The following is a 21,685-nucleotide window of genomic DNA, read 5'->3' on the forward strand; positions in this document are numbered from 1 at the left end:
AAATAGAAAAAGTAAAATGACTATTGTTAGTCTATTATTCTGAGTTGATTGCGCACCTGATGAGACAACGATAAAGTAAGCCTCGCCATAAAAAGGGGATAGCGAATAAGCGCTATCTTTTTAGCATTGCTATGGATTGTTCAATTTTTAAATGAGCATTGTAAACGGAAGGGAATCTGAAGTTATGAACAAATTTTTGGAAAAGTGGCTGAAACTACAGGGAAATTACGTTATTTTCATTTATCTTCTTCTCACTCTGGCCGTGGCAGGCGGGGTAATAGTGGTCAGTGCGTTATATCATATCGCCATATCCGCCATTGGAGCAGGTTTGGTTATTATGTTCGTGTTCTTTTTCCTGCTCAATTTTTTAGGATGGCTGAAAGTCAGCGTAATCTCAATAGTGTAATTAGTTACAACAAACAAAGCACTCTATTAAACCCCATAACCGCTGATAGAAGGAGAGTAAATAAAGGGAAAAAAGGTCGCTTTAATAGCCTGACAAAGGGAAAAGGGCAGAAATAATACCGATGCCGGGCATCATAGTATGGCGCGCACCGACAGCGCGCTGATAAGGATCAAAGAGCACGTAAAAACGGATAGGGCGTAACAATAGAGCGTTTCCCCGGACATTTTCTATTTTCAATGGCATAGCATTTACGCCCCACAATCCGCCGCAACTCGATACGTTATTGCCATTCAGGCGGGGTATTCAGTTAGTATGCGGTATTGGCAGAACCCGTCACGCTAACCGCCACCCGGTTTTCACTTGAGCCGCTTTCCTGACCTGGTGATGCCGAATTATCTTTCGTACCAGATGCAGGCTGAGGGCTAAAGCTCCCATACGGCACAACGAATTCACTCTGGTGCAAAACCTCAGCGGACTGGCAAGGTCGTTTTCATCAGGGGACAGCAGTTCCTCAGAGTGAATTTAACATCTTATTATTAATTACAACATTCTATTCACTTATTACATCCAATTGTGCCTCCGATAAGCTCAATCTCTACTATAAGAAAAACACACTCTATAGCAGCTTATCAGCACAAAAAGCGGGCAGGGTGTGCGCAAAATCTGCGGGTTCATAGAGAATGCCGTGCATTTTTACCGGCCAGCGTCATAAGTGGCCTGAAACGCGTCATTTTACAGGGGGCGTTACGCGAATTCTGGTGGGCTTCCGGCGTGGTGGTTTTGCAGATTTTACGTAGCGCGATCAAAATGCTGTGGTCGTTTTACTTCTTTCCGCCAGGTCTCATGGGTCAGCATTCCCAGAGGCATATCGGTAAGGTGTGGTGAGTTCAGGCAGCAGCATGTTGAACCGGCAGGTGATGTAAAAGCATCACGGATGAACAAGCCGTGCAATGTGATGTACGCGGGCCATCATGGTGAACCTGAAATGGCATCGGACAAGGTGACCGGAGGCGTGGCAAGATCGGCAGTCAGCACCGTACGGATCCTTTATCACGCGTGCCGTAAATTGGCAGGCGATGCAGGCGCATGATCACCGGTAACAGGAGATGCAGAGATGAGGAAAAACCGTGGCGAAGGCGGAAGCTGAAAACAGCCGGTTTGCCATCGTTGAAACTGCCGGGCGCAGGATAACCCGATGATGATAAAGGGTAAACAGGCATAATTGGCATAGCGATATTTAGGTGCACATAATGTATATTATGTTAAATTGCATTTAAGGCTCCCTGATTATCTCTTAGTTTTCCTTTAACCCTCTACCCCTGCATTTCTCTGAACCGCTCTCTGGCCCCGGCTTCTTTCTCTTCCTCACGCCTTCCCTTTTGTGCGTCTGTCTGCAAAAAGCCAAATCTTATGGCCACTGTGCATGACCAGGCCGGCTTTCACGGCATGATGTCCGTTGATGTATTCACTCAAGGAGACTGCCATGCGCAAAGATGATCTGCTGACCTTTCTGATGAACCAGACGGATTTTTTTAACCCCGCCGATCGCAGCGAGGTGTTTACTGCCGCCTACCTTGCCCGGCGTTTTGGATTACAACGCAACACCGCCAGCCACTACCTGAATCAGTGTGTGGCCCAGGGGCTGCTGATAAAGATTAACACCCGCCCGGTTTATTTCCTGCATCACCAGGCATTTGAGCAACAGTTTTACCCGCTGTCGAAACATGAGTACGCCGGCATGGATGAACTGCTGGCTGACAACCAAGAGCCGCCCGAGGTACACGACCACTTTGCGCTTTTAATCGGTTATGACGGCTCACTGAAAAAGCCGATTGAGCAGCTTAAAACCGCCCTGTTCTACCCGGATGGCGGCCTGCCGTTGCTGATCACCGGCGACAGCGGCACGGGCAAGAGCTATCTGGCGCAGCTTATGCACCATTACGCTATCAGCCAGGCACTGATTGAGCCGGATGCGCCCTTTGTCGCTTTTAACTGTGCGCAGTACGCCAATAACCCTGAGTTGCTGGCCAGTAACCTGTTTGGGTATATAAAAGGTGCGTTCACCGGTGCGCAGAGCGACAAACCCGGCGCGTTTGAAGCGGCCAACGGCGGGATTTTATTTTTAGATGAGGTACACCGGTTACACGCAGAGGGGCAAGAGAAACTCTTTACCTGGCTCGACCGGGGTGAAATCTACCGCGTCGGGGAAACTGCACAGGGCCGCCCGGTCTCAGTGCGGCTTATTTTCGCCACCACCGAAGAGATCCACAGCACTTTTTTAACCACCTTTATACGCCGCATCCCTATCCAGGTGGTGCTGCCGGCACTGGAGAGCCGTGGCCGGAAAGAGAAAGAGGCACTGATCCTGCAATTTTTCTGGCTGGAGGCAAAAAAAGTGGCGCGGCGCTTAAGCCTCAGCCCGCGTCTGCTGTCGGTGATGACGCACTACGTCTATCGCGGCAATGTGGGTGAATTAAAAAATAGCGTGAAATATGCGGTGGCCTCCGCGTTTGCCATGCAGAACAGCCAGGAGATGCTGCGTATTTCGATTCACCACCTGCCGGAAACGGTGATGGCGCAAATCCCGGCACTCAACGATCCCCCGGGCGGGAACGCCCAGGATATTGTGCTGGATCAGGAGACCCGCCTGCCCTGGCTTCTGCATCACCCCGATCCGCTTAACCTGCTGATCGGGGATACGCAGCGCACGATCCTGGCGCAGTTTGAGCTTTACTGTGCCGGAAATACCGGGTGGGACGCGTGTGAAAAGCGCATCGGCCATGAGATCGACATGCTGTTTGACCGGCTGGTGTTTGACAACCGCGACCGCAGCCATTCCCAGATGCTGTTGCTGACCACCAGCCAGGTTCGTGATGAGTTTTACCGTCTGGAGAAAAGTTACCATATCCACTTCAACGGCAACGGAATCTACGCCCTCGCCCACTACCTGACCCACTGCCGCCATGAGGCTTCGCCCCCGGCGCAGGTTGAGCTGTGCCGCCAGTTTACCGTCTGGCTGGAGAAAAAATACCCGTTGCTGACGCGGTTCGGGCAGGAGGTGCTGGCTGCCGTGGCGCGCAGGCTGGATATTAAAACCCAACCTGTTGATTTGATTTTACTTACCCTGTGGCTTAACAATCTCGGTGTGCAGAATACCACGCTGGTGACCAAAGCCGTGATCCTGGCGCATGGCTATGCGACCGCCAGCAGTATCGCCAATGTTGCCAACCGGTTGCTGAAACAGAATGTGTTTGAGTCGTTTGATATGCCGCTGGACGTCACCCCAGAAGCCATAGCCCAGGAAGTGATGGCCTATCTGGCGCATAACCCGCTGGCCGCCAGCCTGATGATCCTGGTGGATATGGGCTCGCTGACCGATATTCACCACTATTTTAGCCGCGCCCTGACCACGCCGGTGGCTATCATCAACAATGTCTCGACCCGGATGGCGCTCTATGTCGGCGAACGCATCCTGCATGGCGATCGCCTGGAGGATATCACCGCGCAGGTTGCAGGCGATCTGCCGGTTGAGCAACAGATCATCTGGCCATGCCGCAACAAACCCCGGGCGATCATCACGACCTGCGCCACCGGCATCGGGGCCGCAGCCAACCTGAGTACCCTGCTGAAAGCGAGTATCCCGGCGGAACTGGCGATTGAGGTCGTTGCCTATGAGCATGAGGTGCTGACTGATTCCGCGCGCCGGGCCCCGATCTTCTCCCGCTTCGAGGTGCTGGCTATCGTCGGCACGCTGGACCCGCATATCCCTGCTATCCCTTATCTCTCGCTGGAGACGCTGATTGCCGGCCAGGGCGGCGACACGGTCATGACCATTTTCCGGGGGTTGATTGCCCCGGAAGGCGTTGCTGAAATTAATAACCTGATAATTAAGAACTTTTCCCTGCGGCGGGTCATTGAGTCAGTGACGATCCTGGATACCGGAAAAGTGATCAATCAGGTTGAGCAGTTCTTTATGCGCTATGAACACCTGGCCGGGATGCAGGTGCCGAATGATAAGAAAGTCGCGCTCTATATTCATATCAGTTGCCTGATAGAGCGGCTGATCCGCCAGGCGGCAATTCAGTCATGGCCGGTGGCGCATAAACAGTGTCAACGCCGGTATCTTATTCCGCTCCGGGAAGCCTTTAGTGTCATTGAGAGCAGTTACAGTGTCAATATTCCTGAAACCGAGCTCTATTACGTGCACGATATTCTCTATTCTGAGACAGAATTTATTCAATACGATCAGGAGTTTTAACCGCCGCTGCCCGCCTGCCCCGCTCTCCGACACTTTATCTGGCATGCGGGTTGCAATACCTCTATGGAGCAATGTCTATTTTGAGGTCAGGATGAAACGTCACTATATATTTGCCAGCCACGGCAGGTTTGCCGAAGGAATATTACATTCAGTCGAACTTATTTTAGGCAAGCAGGCGAATATTCATACGCTCTGCGCCTATCTGGAAGAGGAAGAAGATGTCACTGCGCGTATTGAGGCGTTAATGGATTCCTTTAGTCAGGAGGATGAATTAATCATCCTGACCGATATTTTCGCCGGCAGTATCAACAACGAATTTATCCGCTTTATTCACCGCCCGCATGTCCATTTACTGGCCGGTATGAATTTACCGCTGATTATTGAGATGCTGATTGCGCCCCCCGGCGGGGATACAGCGGCATTAATCGGTGAGTCCCTGAGCAACGCGCGGGAAAGCCTCCAGTACTGCAACCAAACCCTTCATTCTGTTGAGCTAGTTGACCGGGATTTTTAATAAGGAGAGCCATATGATCACACTGCTGCGGGTCGATCACCGTTTATTACATGGTCAGGTCGCCTTTTCCTGGACACAGTTTATCGGTGCCGACTGCATTCTGATTGCTAATGACAACGTACCCAATGATGAATTACGCAAAACCACCATTAAGCTGGCAAAACCCCCTTCGGTAAAACTGGTGATCAAAACCATTGCTGACGCTGCCGAGGCGTTAAAAAGCGGCGTCACCGATAAATACCGCCTGTTTATTGTGGTGGAATCGGTCAAGGATGCCTGGCGGCTGGCGAAAGCGATCCCCGAAATTACCAGCATTAATCTGGGCGGCGTGAAAGCCCGGGAGGGAAGCCGCACAATTTCAAAGGCGATTAATTTACTGCCGGACGAGATAACCCAGCTGAATGAATTAATCCGGGCGGGCACGGAAGTGGAAATCCGGCAAGTGCCCAATGACCGGAAGGTCTTATTTAATGAGTGTGTCTGATCCCAGGGGGAAACAATGGTAGAGGCACTGTTACTTGGGCTGGTTGCATTTATTGCGCAGTCAGAATATGCACTCGGCACCTCCCTGATTTCCCGCCCTATCGTCACCGGGCTGCTGACAGGGCTGGTACTGGGGGATGTGCAGACCGGGATCATTATGGGCGCAACGCTGGAGCTGGCGTTTATCGGGTCATTCTCTGTCGGGGCGTCTATCCCGCCGGACGTGGTGACCGGCGGCATTCTGGGGGTGGCGTTCGCCATTACCTCCGGTGCCGGTACCGAGACCGCCCTGCTGCTGGGGTTGCCGATCGCCACGCTGACACTGGTCTTGAAAAATATCTATCTCGGGCTGTTTATCCCGCTGCTGAATCAGCGGGCGGATGCCTGTGCCGCGCAGGCGGATACGCGCGGTATTGAGCGGATGCACCTGGTGGCCGGGTTTGGGATGTCGCTGATGCTGGCGGCGGTAGTGGCCTTCTCCTTCCTGGTGGGGAGTGACACCGTGAAGGCGTTGCTGGAGGCTATCCCGGAGTTCATCAAACATGGGCTGAGTGTGGCCACCGGCATTATCCCGGCCCTGGGCTTCGCCATGCTGGCGCGGCTGTTAATCACTAAACGGGTTGCGCCCTACTTTTTCCTGGGCTTTGTCCTGATGGCCTACCTGAAAATCCCTGTGACGGGCATTGCTATCCTCGGCGCAATCATCGCCGTGATCATGGTGAACATGACCCGCCTGAATGAACGCACGACAGCACGACAAGGAGCCGGGCATGACAATGAAGATGATTTCTGACGGGCAGGCGGTTGAAGCCGTTAAAACCACGGAGCCGGCAGGCGCGCTGTCGGCGAGAGATCTACGCCGCGTCTTCTGGCGCTCTTTCCAGATGGAGTTTTCCTGGAACTATGAACGGCAGATGAACCTGGCATTTGTTTACGCGTTAATCCCGGTGCTGAAAAAACTCTACCCGCATAAAGAGGATCTGGCCGGGGCGCTGAAGCGGCATCTGGTGTTCTTTAATACCACACCGCACATCGTCACCCTGATCCTTGGTATCACGGCAGCCATGGAGGAGAAGAACAGCCACCAGCGGGACATGGATGCCGCCTCGGTAGATAACGTCAAGGCGTCGCTGATGGGGCCGCTGGCCGGACTGGGGGATTCGTTTTTCTGGGGCACCCTGCGCCTGATTGCCACCGGCATCGGCACCAGCCTGGCGTTGAAAGGCAGCCTCCTCGGGCCGCTGCTTTTCCTGCTGGTGTTTAACGTGCCGCATATTGCGCTGCGCTACCTCTTTACGCGCTGGGGTTATGTGCTGGGCACCGGGGTGCTGCAACGGGTGCAACAGAGCGGGATGATGGAGAGCCTGACCTTCGGGGCCTCGATCATCGGCCTGATGGTGGTGGGCGGTATGACCGCCTCGATGATCGACATCACCATCCCGCTCACCTTCGGCAGTGGGGAAGCCAAAACCCAGGTGCAGTCAGTTATCAATGATGTGATGCCCTGCCTGCTGCCGCTGCTGAGTTTCGGTGCGGTTTACTGGCTGCTGGGGAAAAAGGTGAAACCCTTAGCGATTTTGGCTGGCATGGCGGTCGTGGGTATCGCCGGTTCCTGGCTGGGCATACTTTAAGGAAAATATCATGAGCGAAACCATGCTGACCTATATCTATGACGAACCTGACGCGCTGGCAAACATCGTCAGGGAATACACGGACACCCTGTTGCCGTTAACCAGGCACCTGCACGGACGGCAGATAAATAAAGTCATGATGCTGGCCACCGGCTCCTCCTACAACGCCGCGCTGTGCGCCCGCTGCTATTTTGAACACACCTTCGGCATTCTGGTGGAGATTAAAGAGCCGTACCATTTCACCCACTATGAACGGATCGACCCGTCCACCTCCCTGGTGCTGGCAATCTCCCAGAGCGGCAAGAGCGCCTCGACCCTGGCGGCGATGCAAAAGGTACAGGCGTCAGGCATTCCGGTGTTCTGCCTGACGTCAGACCCCACCAGCCCGGCCGCGCAGGCCGCCGACGGCGTGCTCGACCTCAATACCGGCATTGAGCGCGTCGGGTTTGTGACCCGGGGGTTCAGCGCCACCGTGCTGAACCTGTTGTTGATCGCCCTGCTGATTGCCGGGCATCAGGGCACGATCGGCGTCACGGAGGCGCAGGCTGAGCGCCGTATGCTTCAGGATCTGGCACAGGCTCTGCCGGGGGTGATTGAGAAAAGTGAAGCCTTTATCCGGCGTCACCGTTCCGCCTGGCAGGCCGCGTCGCGCTACGTGGCGATTGGCTATGGGGCCCTGGTGGGCGTCGCGCGGGAAGCGGAAACCAAGTTCACCGAAACCGTGCGGCTGCCTGCCAGCGGGTTCGAACTGGAAGCCTATATGCACGGCCCCTATCTGGAGGCAAACCCCTCACATTTACTGTTCTTTATTGAAGATCAGAAAAATAGCAGGTTGCGGGCGCTGCGCGATTATATGCATCCCCATGTCAGCCAGGTTTTCACGATCACGCTGGATGATGATGACGCGTCTGACACGGTATTGTCGCTGGGTGTGCCGGTCAGCCACCCGCTTTCCCCCCTGCTGCTGATTGTGCCGTTCCAGTTATTGTCCTTCCACATTGCCGCCCTGCGCGGTGTGGATCTCAGCCTCCGTATTTTTGATGACTTTGACCGGGTATTAAAAAGCAAAATCTAAGTCCACCTTCAGGAGAAATACATCATGTTAGGGTTTAACCAAGACGAGTACCTGACCAGTGCCCGTGAGATCATTGCTGCGCGCCATACGGCGGAACAGGTCGCGCAAGAGATCCATAACGCCGGGTTCAGCAACCTCTTTTTTGCCTCTGTGGGTGGCTCGCTGGCCCCGATGATGGCGATTCAGGAGTTTGCCAAGGAGATGACCGGCCTGCCGGTATTTACCGAGCAGGCGGCGGAGCTTATCGCCAAAGGCAACAAAAGGCTCACCAGTACCTCGGTGGTGATTACGCTGTCAAAATCGGGCGATACCCGGGAGTCGGTGGAGATTGCCCGCTGGTGCCGTGAACAGGGCATCCGCGTGGTGGCCATTACCCGGGAGGCGAACTCGCCGCTGGCACAGGCCGCAACCTGGCATATCCCGATGCGCCATAAAAACGGTGTGGAATTTGAGTATATGCTGCTGTTCTGGCTCTTCTTCCGCCTGCTCTCCCTGAACGGTGATTTTGACGCCTACGCGCGGTTTGCGTCACAGCTGGAACGGCTGCCGGAGAACCTGTTGCGCGCCAAACGTCAGTTTGACAGCCGGGCGGCGGAGATCGCCCACCGGTACCATCAGGCAGACTATATGATGTGGGTAGGCGGCGGCGAGATGTGGGGGGAAGTCTACCTGTTCTCGATGTGTATTCTTGAGGAGATGCAGTGGAAACGTACTAAGGCGGTGACCTCGGCGGAATTCTTCCACGGTACGCTGGAGTTGCTGGAGAAGGAGACACCGCTGTTCCTGGTCAAAGGTGAAGGGCCATGCCGGGCGCTGGATGAGCGGGTGGAACGCTTCGCTGAGAAGGTCGGTACACAGGCGGTGGTGATTGACCCACGCGACTATGCGCTGGAGGGAATAGATAACGACTTTCGATGGTTGATGGCCCCCTGCCTGGTCTCTACGCTGCTGGTTGACCGGCTGGCGGCGCATTTTGAGCACCAGACCGGCCACAGCCTGGACATCCGCCGTTACTATCGACAGTTTGAGTATTAATCATGCCGCTGCCGGGAGCACTTGCGCTCCCGGTCGTTTCCCGCCACGCATACCTTAACCCGTCCTTTACTTCCTTATTATCACGCCCTGCCCGCGTTAACCGCCCTTACACCACTAACACGCAGATAACGCTGAACAATTTAACGCGGCGTTTGATGTGACGTTGTCACTTGGCTGCCTCAGGCGGCGGCCTGATAAACCAGTTTTCACCGAGAGAGCTTCCGTGACGTTGTCACTATAAGTACCCTTAATGTGACCTTGTCACAAAATATAATGGGTGTTTATTGCAGGATACAGGCGATAACGGGAAATGCAGAAAGGAGGAAAGTGGCCGGCCAGTGTCAGGAAAAAACCGGCACCGGCTGTGCAAGCCGGTGCCGTTCAGGTTACGGCGTACCCGCCGCCGTGACACGCCAGACCACGTTACCGGCATCATCGGCGATCAGCAGGCCGCCCTGCTGGTCTTGCGCCAGCCCGACCGGCAGGCCGCGCACCTCTTTCTGGTCATCCGTCAGGAACCCGGTCACCACCGGCCTTGGCTCGCCCACCGGTTTGCCGTCGCGGAATGCCACCCACGAGACGCGGTAACCGTTCAGCGGTTTGCGGTTCCAGCTGCCGTGCTCACTGATGAATGCCCCGCCGCGGTACTCTTCCGGCAGGTTGGTGCCGGTGTAGAACAGGAGGCCGAGCGGTGCCACGTGGGAGCTGAGGGCGTAATCCGGCTTGATCGCCTTCTCCACCAGATCCGGCCGCTGCGGGCGGACGCGCTGGTCAATATGCTGGCCATAGTAGCTGTAGGGCCAGCCGTAGAAGCCGCCCTCCTGCACCGAGGTCATGTAGTCCGGCACCAGGTCGGCCCCAATCTCATCCCTTTCGTTGACAATTGCCCACAACTTGCCGGTCTGCGGCTCCCACTGCAACCCGGTGGGGTTGCGCAGGCCGCTGGCATAGACCCGGCTCGCCCCGCTGGCGGTGTCCACTTCCAGCACGGCGGCGCGGCGGTACTCGTTGCCGAGGCCGTTCTCGGTGATGTTACTGTTGGAGCCGATACCGACATACAGCTTACTGCCGTCAGGGCTGGCCAACAGGGATTTGGTCCAGTGGTGGTTGATTGGCCCGCCGGGCAGATCCGCCAGCTCGACACCCGGGTCGGTGATCCGGGTGGCGCCGGGCGTGTAAGAATATTTCCTGATTGCATCAGCATTGGCGACATACAGCGTGTTACCAATCAGCTGCACGCCAAACGGTGAATAGAGGTGCTCCAGGAAAATGTGCTTCTCCCAGGTGCCGTTGTTGTTGCGCAGCAGCGTGATGCGGTTACCGCCCGGCCCGCCCTTGCCGGAGGACTGCTGCACCACCCCCATGATCAGCTGCTTCGGCCGGTTCGGCGTTTTTGACGGGCCGTTGGCCTCGGCCACCAGCACATCATTATTCGGCAGCACATAGAGCTGGCGTGGGTGCATCAGGCCATCGGCCACTTTCTCAATTTTCAGCCCGGCGGGCACTTTCGGGGTTTCCCCCGCTTTCCAGGCGACGCCGCTTGGCACCTGCATCGGCGGCAGCAGAAAGTTTTTCGCTTCCGGCAGCTGCGGGTCGGGGCCGACCTGCTTGTTAGGGTCGAGGGTGCCGCCATTATCACAGCCGGCCAGGATCACGGAGAGTGCCAGGAGGGAGAGCGTACGCAGGTTTCTCATCGGGTGACTCCTTGAATCTTCGCGGTTCCCTGTGCGCGCAGCGCCAGTTGCAGGTTGGCAAACGCCAGCAGCAGCACCACCAGCGTGGAGAGGATCACGCCTTCCGGCACCACGGCGTAAGCGTCACGGCTATGGATGAAGGCGTTAACAATCGCCAGCACAATCGCCAGCGCATTGGCCCAGAAATGCACCTTCACCGGCGAGCCTTGCGGGTAGGCATGGCCGACCCACACCTGCACCAGATTAATCAGCCGCGGGATGATGGCGAGGAGAAGCCCCAGCGTAATCAGCCAGCTGGCGGCCTGCGTCCAGAAAATGTCATAGGTTTTGGCGTAAAGGATATCGAAAATCCAGGCGGCGGTGAAAAAGCCGAATGGAAGCGGGTTAAGCAACTCATACAGCGCCACGGCGGGCGCAGAGCGGCGGGCGGTGCTGCCGGTGGAAGCCATTCATTCACTCCTTATCAAAGGGGATAGCCGGGCTGGTCACCCCAGCTACTTACACAGAAAAGGAAAGCCGGATTAAAACTCCTGGGAAGTCGGGCGGAACAGGATTTCATTGATGTCCACCTCGTCCGGCTGGCTGATGGCAAACTGCACCACCCGCGCAAAGGAGTCGGCCGGGATTGCGCCCTCATAGGCTTTGCGCATCCGCTCCGCGACATCCGGCTCAGTGATACTGTCAGGCAGTTCGGTGGCGACCATGCCCGGTGAGATAATGGTGGTGCGGATGTTATAAGGCTTCACTTCCTGCCGCAGCCCCTCGGAGATGACGCGCACCGCCGTCTTGGTGGCGGAGTAAACCGCCCCGCCGCCGCGCACTTTGTGGCCCGCCACCGAAGAGACATTGATAAAGTGCCCGCTCTGCTGCGCCTTCATGTAGGGCAAGGCGGCGGCGATGCCATATAGCACACCCTTGATATTCACATCGATCATCTGATCCCAGTCCTGAATTTTGCCGCGCTCCAGCGGGGATTGCGGCATCAGGCCGGCGTTATTGATCATCACGTCGATACGGCCGAACTGTTCCACGGCTGTGTCCACCAGCTGCTGCACCTGCCCGCTTTTTGTTACGTCGGTGGTGACGGCCAGCGCCTTCAGCCCCTGGCCGGTGAGTTCCGCAGCCAGCGCCTGAATCCGTGTTTCACGGCGGGCGCTAAGCACTACGCTTGCCCCCTGGGCGGCCAACAGTCTGGCGGCCGCTTCGCCCAGCCCGCTGCTGGCCCCGGTGATCACCACCACTTTGCCCGCGATTTCATTGCTCATATTTTCTCTCCTGAGGTTAATGTCACGCCGGCGTCGCACAGGTGAAATAACCGGCACCGTCCTTAACTATAGAGGAAAAACCAGAAACGCCAGGGAGATCAGGTGATTGATGGCAGCGGAATCAATGCATCATAGGCTGGGCACTGACTTGCATACTCAGCCGGTACGGGTGGTCAGTTTTTATGTTATCAGGCCATCCGCGCGGGAAAAGCCGCGATGGTGAAACGCTTTATGGCGGCGAAAGCAGAAGCGGAGCGCCAGGGGACGGTGGTGATTAAGCCCCTGTGAGCGGGAGGTGTAAGAACGGCTGGCGTGATGCAGGGCGCCCCTCTGGGATGCCCTGTTTACCGGTGTTGATGGGGCGGTAACATCACGCAGGTATTACATGCTGTGCGCCGGTTGCATCGGCACAGCGAACGCATTCATTGAACGCAGCACCGCCAGCTGTTTCACCATCCAGGGGCTGAAGGCCCAGGGCACGGCGGCGGCGCCTTCGTAGAGGGAGTCAAGCGTCACCCACTGGTAGTCCATCACTTCACTGTTGCGCGGTGTGGGGGTGTGCTCGGTATAAGCGCGGAAGATCGGGCAGTACTCGTTCTCCACAATGCCGGAGGCGTCGGTGGCGCAGTACTGGAAGTTGTCGGTGATAAGCGTCACCTCCTCTACCTGTAACCCAATCTCATACAGGCAGCGCCGGTTCACCGCCGCTTCCATGCTCTCCCCCAGTTGCGGGTGGCCGCACACCGAATTCGTCCAGACGCCCGGCCAGGCAACCTTATTAATGGCGCGACGGGTGATCAGCAGTTTGCCTTCGGCGTTGAAGATATAGCAGGAAAACGCCAGGTGCAGAGGGGTATGCGCGGTGTGAACCTGCGATTTATCCATGATCCCAATATGTTGATGGTTGGCATCCAGCAAAACCACATGTTCCGTTGCACGATGGCTCATGACTCACCTTTCTGGCACCCGGCTGGTGGGCAGCGGGCGCGATCAATTTAGGATTAATGCTATGGAAAGTATAGGAGAAAGGGGAAGGTGGCGCGACTCTTTTACCGAAACCAACCACAAGCAAGCGTAAGAAAATACGTCATCTGTCAGGGAAACTGACCGCCTATTTCAGAACGCAAAGGCATCAGGCCCGGCAAGCCAACGCCCCTATCCAGCGGTACCGCAATGGGGGTTGTATTGTTTTTTGTTATGCGACATCAACTTGTATTAATGTGGTTTTATTTGTATTACCTGACTTTCTGGGTGATACCCCTCAAGGAGGTATAGCCGCCGTCAGCTATACACAACATACCAAAAGTACAGCCGACACACATAATACAAATAATACAAATAACAAGAACAATACAAATAACCTGCGTAATACACATTCCCTCGGTAATACAACCCCTGCAATGGTACAACTTGACGTATGCTATATTTGTATTACATGACAGGCCAGACTACGGTATGCTGGTTGCCCACCCAGCCCTTTTTGTTATGGAGTTTGCTGCTGATGGTAAAGAAACCCCGCTACCGTGAGATTGCCGACACAATCCGCCAACAGGTAACCAGCGGCCAGTTGAAAGCCGGTGATGCCCTGCCGACCGAGGCGCAACTGGGTGAGCACTATGGCGTAAGCCGGGTGACCGTGAGGCAGGCATTGAAAGTGCTCACTGACCAGCAGGTGATTGCAAGCATCCAGGGCAGCGGCCGTTATGTCCGGCAACCGCAGGCCGCGCCGCTGCTATCCCCTGCTGTACCGCAAACACTTGCCGTACCTCATGCACAGAAGCTGCAGGCAGTCGCGGAGAGCGCCGGGGAAAACGTAGCGGGCACCCCGGCTGAACAAACCCCGGAGCCGGAGGCGCCGCTCGAGCGTGAACGCGCACCGGAAAGCCGGACTGTGCCGCCATCGCCATCGGGCATTTACTATGAAGTGCTGGACTTCGCCGTCGTGCAGCCGGATGAAACCGTGCGCACCGCGTTAAGGCTGAAAAGCGGCGAGCGGGTTTACCATGTGCGGCGGCGGCAGTTCATCCGCCAGCGACCGGCAGCCTTCGATGAACTCTGGATGCCGTTGGCGCTGTTTCCTGACCTGAGTTACGCAGCGATGCAGTCTTCCACCTATGACTATGTTGAGCAGGTGAAACACGGGGTGATTGACCGCAGCGAGCAGGAACTGCGGGCCAGAATGCCGTCCGTGGAGGTGGCGCAGGCGCTGGGCATTGACCGGCAGCAACCGGTGCTGGAGCAGCGCACGGTAGGATTTTTACAGGACGGCACCGTGTTTGAATACAGTTGCCGGGTAACCCGGGGCGATGATGTCCCCCTGACCTGGGTAACGTACCGGCACGATCAGGCTGGGGGAGTCTCCTCCCCTGCTTGCGGCTGGCCAAGCAGCTCGCGGTAGATCCTCAGGTTCTCCGCGTCGAAACAGATAAACAGCACCTCTTCAATCGCCTGATCGGTGCTGAGCACGGTGCGCGTCACGTCAATCGCAATCTGCGCCGCCTCGAGTTTCGGGAAGCCATAAATGCCGGTGCTGATGTTGGGAAAGGCCACCCGGCGCAGGCCATATTGCGCCACCAGATCGAAACTGCGCAGGTAGGCGCTGCGCAGCAAGTCCGCCTCACCCTGGCTCCCGCCTTCCCAGCGTGGCCCGACGGCGTGGATCACCCATTTGGCCGGCAGTGCCCCGCCGGGGGTGATCACCGCATCGCCGGTTTTACAGCCGCCGATGCGCTGGCAGGCTTCCAGGATCTCCGGCCCACCGGCACGATGGATAGCCCCATCGACCCCACCGCCGCCGAGCAGCGAAGTGTTCGCGGCATTCACAATGGCATCCACTTCCAGCCGCGTGATGTCACCTGACAGCACGCCGATACGATCATTCATCATAACGCTCCCCTTGTGGTTAATAGTCCGCCTTTTCATCACAAAAAGGGCCTGCCCGGTGACAGGCAAGCCCTTACAGTGTAGACGCTATCACCGTCAGCCTTTGATGGTTGACACCACATTCAGCTGTTGCGCATCCGGCAGGATGTTCATGTGCTCCATCACCTGCCCCATGATCTGGCCGAAAATCGGCCCGGCCACCGAGCCGCCGAAGTGTTTGCCGGCTTTGGGGTTGTTGACCATCACCACCAGCGCCACCCGCGGGTTACTCGCCGGGGCGACCCCGGCGGTGTAGTTGATGTAACCGCCGTCATACTTACCGTTCTTGCCCATTTTCTCGGCCGTCCCGGTTTTGATCGCCAGCCGGTAGCCCGGCACCGCGGCACTCAGGCCGCTGCCGCCCGGCAAGGCGTCGCTCTCCATCATATGCACCACGGTTTTCACGATCTCCGGGTCCATCACCTGTGTGCCCATCACCGGCGGCGTCACTTTGGTGATCGACAGCGGGCGATAGAGGCCAAACGCGCCGATGGCCGCATACTCACGCGCCATCTGGAGCGGCGTCACCCGCAGGCCATAGCCGAAGGAGAACGTCGCGCGGTCAATGTTCGACCACATCTGGCGGTGCAGCGGGAAATAGCCGCTGCTCTCGTTGCCCATGCCCAGATCGGTGGGCTGGCCGAGGCCGAAACTGTGGTAAACATCCACCAGCACATTGGCGGGCATCGCCAGCGCAATATGCGAGACGGCAATGTCGCTCGATTTTTGCAGGATGCCGGTCACCGTCAGCTCCGGCCAGTTGCCGACGTCACGGATCAGGTGACCGTTCACCCGATACGGGTGGGTGTCGAGTACCGAGTCCGGGCGGATCAGGTGGCGTGCCAGGCCGGTCATCACCACCAGCGGCTTCACCGTGGAGCCGGGTTCGAAACTGTCACTGCTGGCAACGTTGCGGATGTTGCCGGGCGGGGTGTCGGCCAGGTTGTTCGGGTTGAATGACGGGTAACTCGCCATGCCGAGGATTTCGCCGGTGTTCACATCCACCAGCACCGCACAGCCGGAATCCGCCTGGTTCAGCAGCACGCCGTCACGGACGTGGGAATAGAGCACATATTGCAGGAACTTATCGATGCTCAGCGTGACGTTGGGCGGCGCCACCGGGTCGATGTTCTTCAGCAGGCCGATCACCGCGCCGTGCCCATCTTTCTGGTAGACGCGCAGGCCGGATTTCCCCTGCAACAGGTGGTTGAAGCCCAGCTCAATCCCTTCCAGCCCCTGGTTATCCATGCCGACGATGCCGACCAGCGCGGCGGCATCCTGCCCCATCGGGTAGAAGCGGCTGAAATCCTGCTGGGTGCTGACGCCGGTCAGGTGCAGCTTGGTGACATACTCCGCCACGTCGGTATCCACTTTATGGGCGGCGAACAGGAAGCGTTTATGCGGGTTAGACAGAATCATCTGCTGCAATTGGCTGAGCGGGATCTTCAGCACGCTGGCGAAACTCTGCCAGCGTTCATTATTAAGCTGGGAGTCCGCTTCCAGAATATGTTTCGGGTCGAGGATGATGTCGCGTGAGGCGACGCTGACCGCCAGCGCCTCGCCGTTGCGGTCGGTGATCATACCGCGGTTGGTCGGCACCACCTGGGTACGGATGGAACGCTGGTCAGCCTGATCGGTAAGTTGTTTATCATTCAGCAGCTGCAAATCCCCGACCCGCGCCACCAGCAGGAAGAAGCAGACCAGGATCCCGGCACAAATCCAGACAAAACGGGCGGAGGAATAGTTTTTGGCAGATGACGAATTTTTGGCAGATGCCGCCGCTTTCTTGCCGGGCATCGCCGGGGATTTCTTTTTCATGGGGGGTCTCAGCAGTCAATCAGGGCGTCCTGCTCGCGCAACCGCGCAGCGGGTCACAGATTATTATTTAATTACAGCGGATTACAGCGCCCTGAGGCGCTAATCCGTTGCTGAATGTAAGAAAGGAACAAGAAAGGTTTTTTACTGGGGGAATAATCGCCAGATGGCCCTCAGCGGGCCGGGTCGGCAATCTGCTGGCCGGCCGCCACGTCCGCGTGCGCCGGGTCGAAAATATGGTCGAGGATAGCGCGAGCGGTCGGCCCGGCGACCACGCCATCCCCGCCGCCGTTCTCCAGGATCAGCGCCATCGCCACTTTCGGATTTTTATAGGGCGCAAACAGCGTATAGAAGATGTGGTCACGCAGCCGCACCGGCACCATTTTGGCGTTGTAGGTCTGGTTCTCTTTCAGGCTGAACACCTGCGAGGTACCGGACTTGGCGGCAATGCCGTAGGGTGCGGTGTGGAACAGTTTATAACCGGTGCCGTTCGGCGCGTTGGCCATGCCGAACATCGCGGCTTTGACGATGCCCCAGTACGGCGAATGCGGATCGCCAATCTGCTCTGCGCTCTCCGGCGGCGGCGAATAACGTTCAACGTGGTTTGCCCCTTTTACCGAGTAAAGCAGGTGCGGCGGTTTAACGGTGCCGTTGTTGATCAGGGTAGTGAGCGCCTTGACCATCTGGATCGGGGTGGCGATCCAGTAGCCCTGGCCGATGCCGACCGGGATGGTGTCGCCCTGGTACCAGGGTTTTTTATGGACGCGCTGTTTCCACGCGCGGCTCGGCAATACGCCCTGGTACTCTTCGTTGAGGTCGATGCCGGTGGGCCTGCCGTAACCAAATTTGCTCAGCCAGTCGTGGATGCGGTCAATGCCCATCTCATACGCCACCTGATAGAAGAAGGTATCGGCGGACTCCTCAATCGCTTTGGTGACGTTCAGCATACCGTGGCCGCTTTTCAGCCAGTCGCGGTAGTGGCGTTTGGAGCCGGGCAGCACCCAGGTCGGCGCGCCGAAGAAGGTGGTGCCGGGCGTGATCACCCCGGCGAACAGCGCGGAGATCGACATATAGGGTTTCACCGTGGAGGCCGGCGGGTACAGCCCCTGCGTCACCCGGTTAATCAGCGGCAAATCCGGGTTGCCGAGCAGGCTTTTATACTCTTTATAGCCGATGCCTTTCACAAAGGGGTTCGGGTCATAACTCGGGCTGGAGACCATCGCCAGGATGCCGCCGTCACGCGGGTCTTCCACCACCACGGCGGCGCGCTGCCCCTTCAGCACTGATTCAATATATTGTTGCAGCGGCAGGCTGAGGGCGAGGTAGATGTCTTTACCGGCCTGCGGCGGCTGCTCTTTCAGCAGGCGCACCACCCGGCCGTGGTTATCCACTTCTACTTCCTGATAGCCGGTTTTACCGTGCAGCACGTTTTCGTAGTACCCCTCGATGCCCTGCTTGCCGATGTTGTGGTCAGCGGCGTAGTTCTCGGCGATGCCCTCTTTCGCCAGCCGCTGTTCGTCGCGGTCGTTAATCTTCGACACATAGCCAACCACGTGCGCCAGTTGGGCGCCGTAGGGGTATTCGCGCTGCTGGTAGGTATCAATAGAGACGCCGGTGAATTTGAATTGGTTCACCGCAAAACGGGCGACTTCATTGTCATTCAGCGCCATTTTCAGCGTCACCGGTTTATAGCGGCTGGTATGCCGTACGGCGTCGCGGAAGTCGGCGATGTCCTGCGGCGTCAGGTCCACAATCGGCGTCAGCGCGTTCAGGGTGGCGTCCATGTTATCCACTTTGCCGGGGATCACCTGGATTTGGTACAGCGTGAGGTTATGCACCAGCGGAATGCCGTTCCGGTCGTAGATCAGCCCGCGGCTTGGGGCGATCGGCAGCATTTTGATGTCATTCTGGTTGGAGCGGGTCTGGTAGAAGGCGTGTTGTTTGACCTGGAGGCGGTAGAGGTTCGCGACCAGCACCCCGGAGAGCAGCACCACCACCACAAAGGCCACCAGCGCACGGCGGATAAAGAGGCGGACTTCCGCAGAGTAGTCACGAAAGGGGTGCTGATTTTGCTCAAATAGGGCCATGCCGGGGTGATTACCTGTCTGCTTTGTTACCACGTCTGCCGCCGGGCGCGGCGGGCGGATGTTCTCAAAAGCGGGCAAGCATAACGGGCGGGGGGGCGTGTGCCTATGAAAAGGTTGCTAATTATGTGAGGGGAGTGTTTCAGGGTGTTTAAATGTAAATGGGGGGCGTGGGGAAACGCCGGGGTTCCTTTTTGTGTGGCTTGGTTGTTTGGATGTTTGGATGTTTGATCAGTGAGGTGGCATGTTTCGGTTGTTCATGTGTAATTGCCTACCTAACCCTCATTGCCTCAACCGAGCAGGGCGCGCCAGTGCGCTCGCCCTGCACCCGCGCACTTTCGGTGGTTTGGCTGAATCATTGCCCGCTCCCGCGGGTTCCCTCACTCCGCCTCCGGGCTTTCCGGGCCGCCGCAGACACGCTCCCGGCGTGGCTGTACCTTTCGCGGAATTATTCGCCCCATCCATGGGGCTCACCCCTTCGGGGCCAACGCTTTGCGTTGTTCAAATTGGCTCCCGGCCAATTTGTCCTGCCCGTTCGCCCGGCCCTGCGTCTCCACTCGGCAATGATTTTTACGCCCCCACCAGACTGCCTATCTGTTGGTATGTAAGGAAATGGTAGGGGCGGATCTTTTTGCGTATTGCGCGGCTGCTGGATCTGCGGCTCCACTCGGCAATGATTTTTACGCCCCCATCAGACTGCCTGCTTGTTGGTATGTAAGGAAAAAGTAGGGGCGGATTTTTTGTGTACTGCGCGCCTGCTGGATCTGCGGCTCTACTCGGCAATGATTTTTACGTCCCCACCAGACTGCACACCAAAAAGTATGTAAGAAAAAAGTAGTTGGGGGCGTTGCGCTGGACGTGCATGTGTTTTAGCCCGGCTATGGTTTACCCCCCGCCGGGCAGGTGGGTTAGGCCGGTAGCAGACCGGCGGCGCGGTAGCTGGCGATCAGGTCATCGAACAGGGTGATGTCAGACCGGCTTCGGGCCATCAGTTGCGCACCCGATACCGCTGCAAAAATGGCGCGGGCGCGCCCTTCGCTCTCCGTGGGCTCCACAATACCTGCTGCATTCAGGGTTTTGGTGAGCCACGCGACGTTGATGTCTGCGAAGGTTTGCACCTCTTTTTTCACCGGATCCGGCAGGTCGTCATATTCGGCTGACATAAAACTCCCCATGCAGAGGCGGTTGCCGCGCTCAAGTGAACGCCGGAAAATCTGCGGGTACTGCCGCAGGCTGCTCAGGGCGTCCGGCGCGGCGGCAGCCATCGCCTCTAAATCCGCTGCGGTGTCCTCCCAGTAACGCCGCGCAACAGCAGCACCCAGATCCGCCTTGCTCGGGAAATGGTGGTAAATGCTCGCCGCCTTGATGCCCACCTCACCCGCTAAATCACGGAAATTTAATCCGCCGTATCCGTGCGCCTGCGCGCTCTGCCGCGCCGCCGTCAAAATCGCTTCTTTGGCGTTTTTACTCATGCCTCCCTCCTCGCTCTACGTCGTGACTGCCAAAATATTATCCTACCATGTGGCAGGCAGGGCTTGACAGCGAAAAATAACGCGCCCATGCTTAAACTACCAACTGATAGGTAGAGAGGTGAGGTATGAATAGCGACATCATTTTTTCCGACGCCACCCGGCTGGCGGAACTGATCCGCTCGCGGGAAATCTCCCCGGTCGAGGTGATGCAGGCGCATCTTGATCGCATTGAGGCCACCAATCCGCAGGTTAATGCGATTGTCACCGTGGCGGAGGGGGCGCTCAACGCCGCGAAAGCTGCTGAGGCGGCAGTGATGGCGGGTGAAACACTGGGCCCGTTGCACGGGGTGCCTTTTACGGTGAAAGACTCCATTGATACCGCCGGGGTGATGACCCAGCGCGGATCGCCGATCTTCAGGCACCGCCTGCCGGACGCGGATGCCACCAGCGTGGCGCGCCTGAAAAAGGCGGGCGGCATTCTGCTGGCGAAAACCAACCTGCCCGAGTTCTCCTACTGGATTGAGAGCGACAACCTGCTCTCCGGCCGCACCAATAACCCGTGGGATCTGACGCGCACACCGGGCGGCTCCAGTGGTGGGGAGTCCGCGGCGATTGCGGCGGGCATGTCACCGCTGGGGTTGGGCACCGACCTGGCGATCTCCGTGCGCGGCCCGGCGGCACAAACCGGCATTACTTCGATGAAAGCGACGCACGGCAGCGTGCCGATGACCGGCATCTGGCCGCGTGCACCCCGCCGCTTCTGGCATGTCGGGCCGATGGCCCGCTCAGTGCGCGATATCGCACTCGCGTTCTCACAACTCACCGGCCCCGATGGTCAGGACGCCTTCTCCACCCAGGCTGCACACCCGCTTCCCCACACCGATCGCCCGTTGCGCATCGGGTGGATGGTCGGCCCCGGCTTCGGGCCGGTCGCTCCTGACGTTGCGGCGGTAGTGAAAGCGGCGGCCGGGGCGCTGGAGGCGCAGGGGCTATTTGTGGAACCGGTGGGCATTCCGGCACTGGAGCGGGAT

General features: G+C 57.6%; 18 protein-coding genes. 10 read left to right on the forward strand and 8 right to left on the reverse strand.

What is annotated here, in order from left to right; all coding sequences use genetic code 11:
- The first annotated feature begins 184 nt into the window (after positions 1–184).
- The 8 genes from CYR55_RS02885 (at position 185) to CYR55_RS02920 (ending at position 9,402) form a co-directional block, all read left to right on the forward strand.
- On the forward strand, positions 185–406 hold the full coding sequence (locus tag CYR55_RS02885; RefSeq protein ID WP_101814633.1) for a hypothetical protein: 222 nt from the start codon (positions 185–187) through the stop codon (positions 404–406).
- 1,483 nt (positions 407–1,889) lie between these two features.
- A complete protein-coding gene (locus CYR55_RS02890; protein ID WP_101814634.1) occupies positions 1,890–4,664 on the forward strand; it encodes a sigma-54-dependent transcriptional regulator in 2,775 nt (924 codons plus the stop codon).
- Between the two features lie 91 nt (positions 4,665–4,755).
- Entirely contained in the window at positions 4,756–5,178 is a 423-nt protein-coding gene (locus CYR55_RS02895) for a PTS sugar transporter subunit IIA (RefSeq protein WP_101814635.1), read from the forward strand.
- Positions 5,179–5,191: 13 nt separating this feature from the next.
- Positions 5,192–5,662 carry a PTS sugar transporter subunit IIB gene (locus tag CYR55_RS02900; RefSeq protein ID WP_101814636.1) on the forward strand — a complete coding sequence of 157 codons (471 nt, stop codon included), beginning with the start codon at positions 5,192–5,194 and terminating at the stop codon, positions 5,660–5,662.
- Between the two features lie 15 nt (positions 5,663–5,677).
- Positions 5,678–6,454: a PTS mannose/fructose/sorbose/N-acetylgalactosamine transporter subunit IIC gene (locus CYR55_RS02905; protein WP_101814637.1), complete on the forward strand. Its 777-nt coding sequence runs from the start codon at positions 5,678–5,680 to the stop codon at positions 6,452–6,454.
- Positions 6,432–7,292: a PTS system mannose/fructose/sorbose family transporter subunit IID gene (locus CYR55_RS02910; RefSeq protein ID WP_420912712.1), complete on the forward strand. Its 861-nt coding sequence runs from the start codon at positions 6,432–6,434 to the stop codon at positions 7,290–7,292. Before CYR55_RS02905 ends, CYR55_RS02910 begins: the two co-directional genes overlap by 23 nt.
- A gap of 10 nt (positions 7,293–7,302) precedes the next feature.
- Positions 7,303–8,367: an SIS domain-containing protein gene (locus tag CYR55_RS02915; protein WP_101814638.1), complete on the forward strand. Its 1,065-nt coding sequence runs from the start codon at positions 7,303–7,305 to the stop codon at positions 8,365–8,367.
- 24 nt (positions 8,368–8,391) lie between these two features.
- Positions 8,392–9,402: an SIS domain-containing protein gene (locus CYR55_RS02920; protein WP_101814639.1), complete on the forward strand. Its 1,011-nt coding sequence runs from the start codon at positions 8,392–8,394 to the stop codon at positions 9,400–9,402.
- Between the two features lie 386 nt (positions 9,403–9,788).
- Here CYR55_RS02920 and CYR55_RS02925 read toward each other — a convergent pair whose 3' ends face one another.
- The 4 genes from CYR55_RS02925 to idi all read right to left on the reverse strand — a co-directional run bounded on the left by CYR55_RS02925 (position 9,789) and on the right by idi (position 13,309).
- Positions 9,789–11,096 (reverse strand): PQQ-dependent sugar dehydrogenase, encoded by a 1,308-nt coding sequence (locus CYR55_RS02925; protein WP_101814640.1) that lies wholly within the window; start codon positions 11,094–11,096, stop codon positions 9,789–9,791.
- A complete protein-coding gene (locus tag CYR55_RS02930; RefSeq protein WP_101814641.1) occupies positions 11,093–11,545 on the reverse strand; it encodes a DUF2231 domain-containing protein in 453 nt (150 codons plus the stop codon). The genes CYR55_RS02925 and CYR55_RS02930 overlap by 4 nt, the downstream gene beginning before the upstream one ends.
- 72 nt (positions 11,546–11,617) lie before the next feature.
- Positions 11,618–12,361 (reverse strand): SDR family oxidoreductase, encoded by a 744-nt coding sequence (locus CYR55_RS02935; protein WP_101814642.1) that lies wholly within the window; start codon positions 12,359–12,361, stop codon positions 11,618–11,620.
- Positions 12,362–12,742: 381 nt separating this feature from the next.
- Positions 12,743–13,309, reverse strand: a complete 567-nt coding sequence (idi, locus tag CYR55_RS02940) for an isopentenyl-diphosphate Delta-isomerase (protein WP_101814643.1) — start codon at positions 13,307–13,309, stop codon at positions 12,743–12,745.
- A gap of 553 nt (positions 13,310–13,862) precedes the next feature.
- On the opposite strand from idi, the gene CYR55_RS24095 reads away from it, so the two are divergent.
- Positions 13,863–14,759, forward strand: a complete 897-nt coding sequence (locus CYR55_RS24095) for a UTRA domain-containing protein (protein ID WP_206604027.1) — start codon at positions 13,863–13,865, stop codon at positions 14,757–14,759.
- Here CYR55_RS24095 and CYR55_RS02950 read toward each other — a convergent pair.
- The 4 genes from CYR55_RS02950 to CYR55_RS02965 all read right to left on the reverse strand — a co-directional run bounded on the left by CYR55_RS02950 (position 14,705) and on the right by CYR55_RS02965 (position 20,654).
- Positions 14,705–15,244, reverse strand: coding sequence for an O-acetyl-ADP-ribose deacetylase (locus CYR55_RS02950; protein WP_206604028.1), 540 nt, complete (start codon positions 15,242–15,244; stop codon positions 14,705–14,707). The genes CYR55_RS24095 and CYR55_RS02950 overlap by 55 nt on opposite strands.
- Positions 15,245–15,340: 96 nt before the next feature.
- Positions 15,341–17,080: a penicillin-binding transpeptidase domain-containing protein gene (locus CYR55_RS02955; RefSeq protein ID WP_101814693.1), complete on the reverse strand. Its 1,740-nt coding sequence runs from the start codon at positions 17,078–17,080 to the stop codon at positions 15,341–15,343.
- 191 nt (positions 17,081–17,271) lie between these two features.
- Positions 17,272–19,185, reverse strand: coding sequence for a penicillin-binding protein 2 (gene mrdA / locus CYR55_RS02960; protein WP_101814645.1), 1,914 nt, complete (start codon positions 19,183–19,185; stop codon positions 17,272–17,274).
- A 905-nt stretch (positions 19,186–20,090) separates the two neighbouring features.
- The gene (locus tag CYR55_RS02965; RefSeq protein WP_101814646.1) at positions 20,091–20,654 is read right to left on the reverse strand and encodes a TetR/AcrR family transcriptional regulator; all 564 of its coding nucleotides are present in this window, start codon (positions 20,652–20,654) and stop codon (positions 20,091–20,093) included.
- A 125-nt stretch (positions 20,655–20,779) separates the two neighbouring features.
- On the opposite strand from CYR55_RS02965, the gene CYR55_RS02970 reads away from it, so the two are divergent.
- On the forward strand, positions 20,780–21,685 hold a 906-nt coding region (locus tag CYR55_RS02970; protein ID WP_146000940.1), incomplete at its 3' end, for an amidase.

This window comes from Chimaeribacter californicus (genome assembly GCF_002858675.1).
In the GTDB taxonomy this organism is placed as follows: domain Bacteria; phylum Pseudomonadota; class Gammaproteobacteria; order Enterobacterales; family Enterobacteriaceae; genus Chimaeribacter; species Chimaeribacter californicus.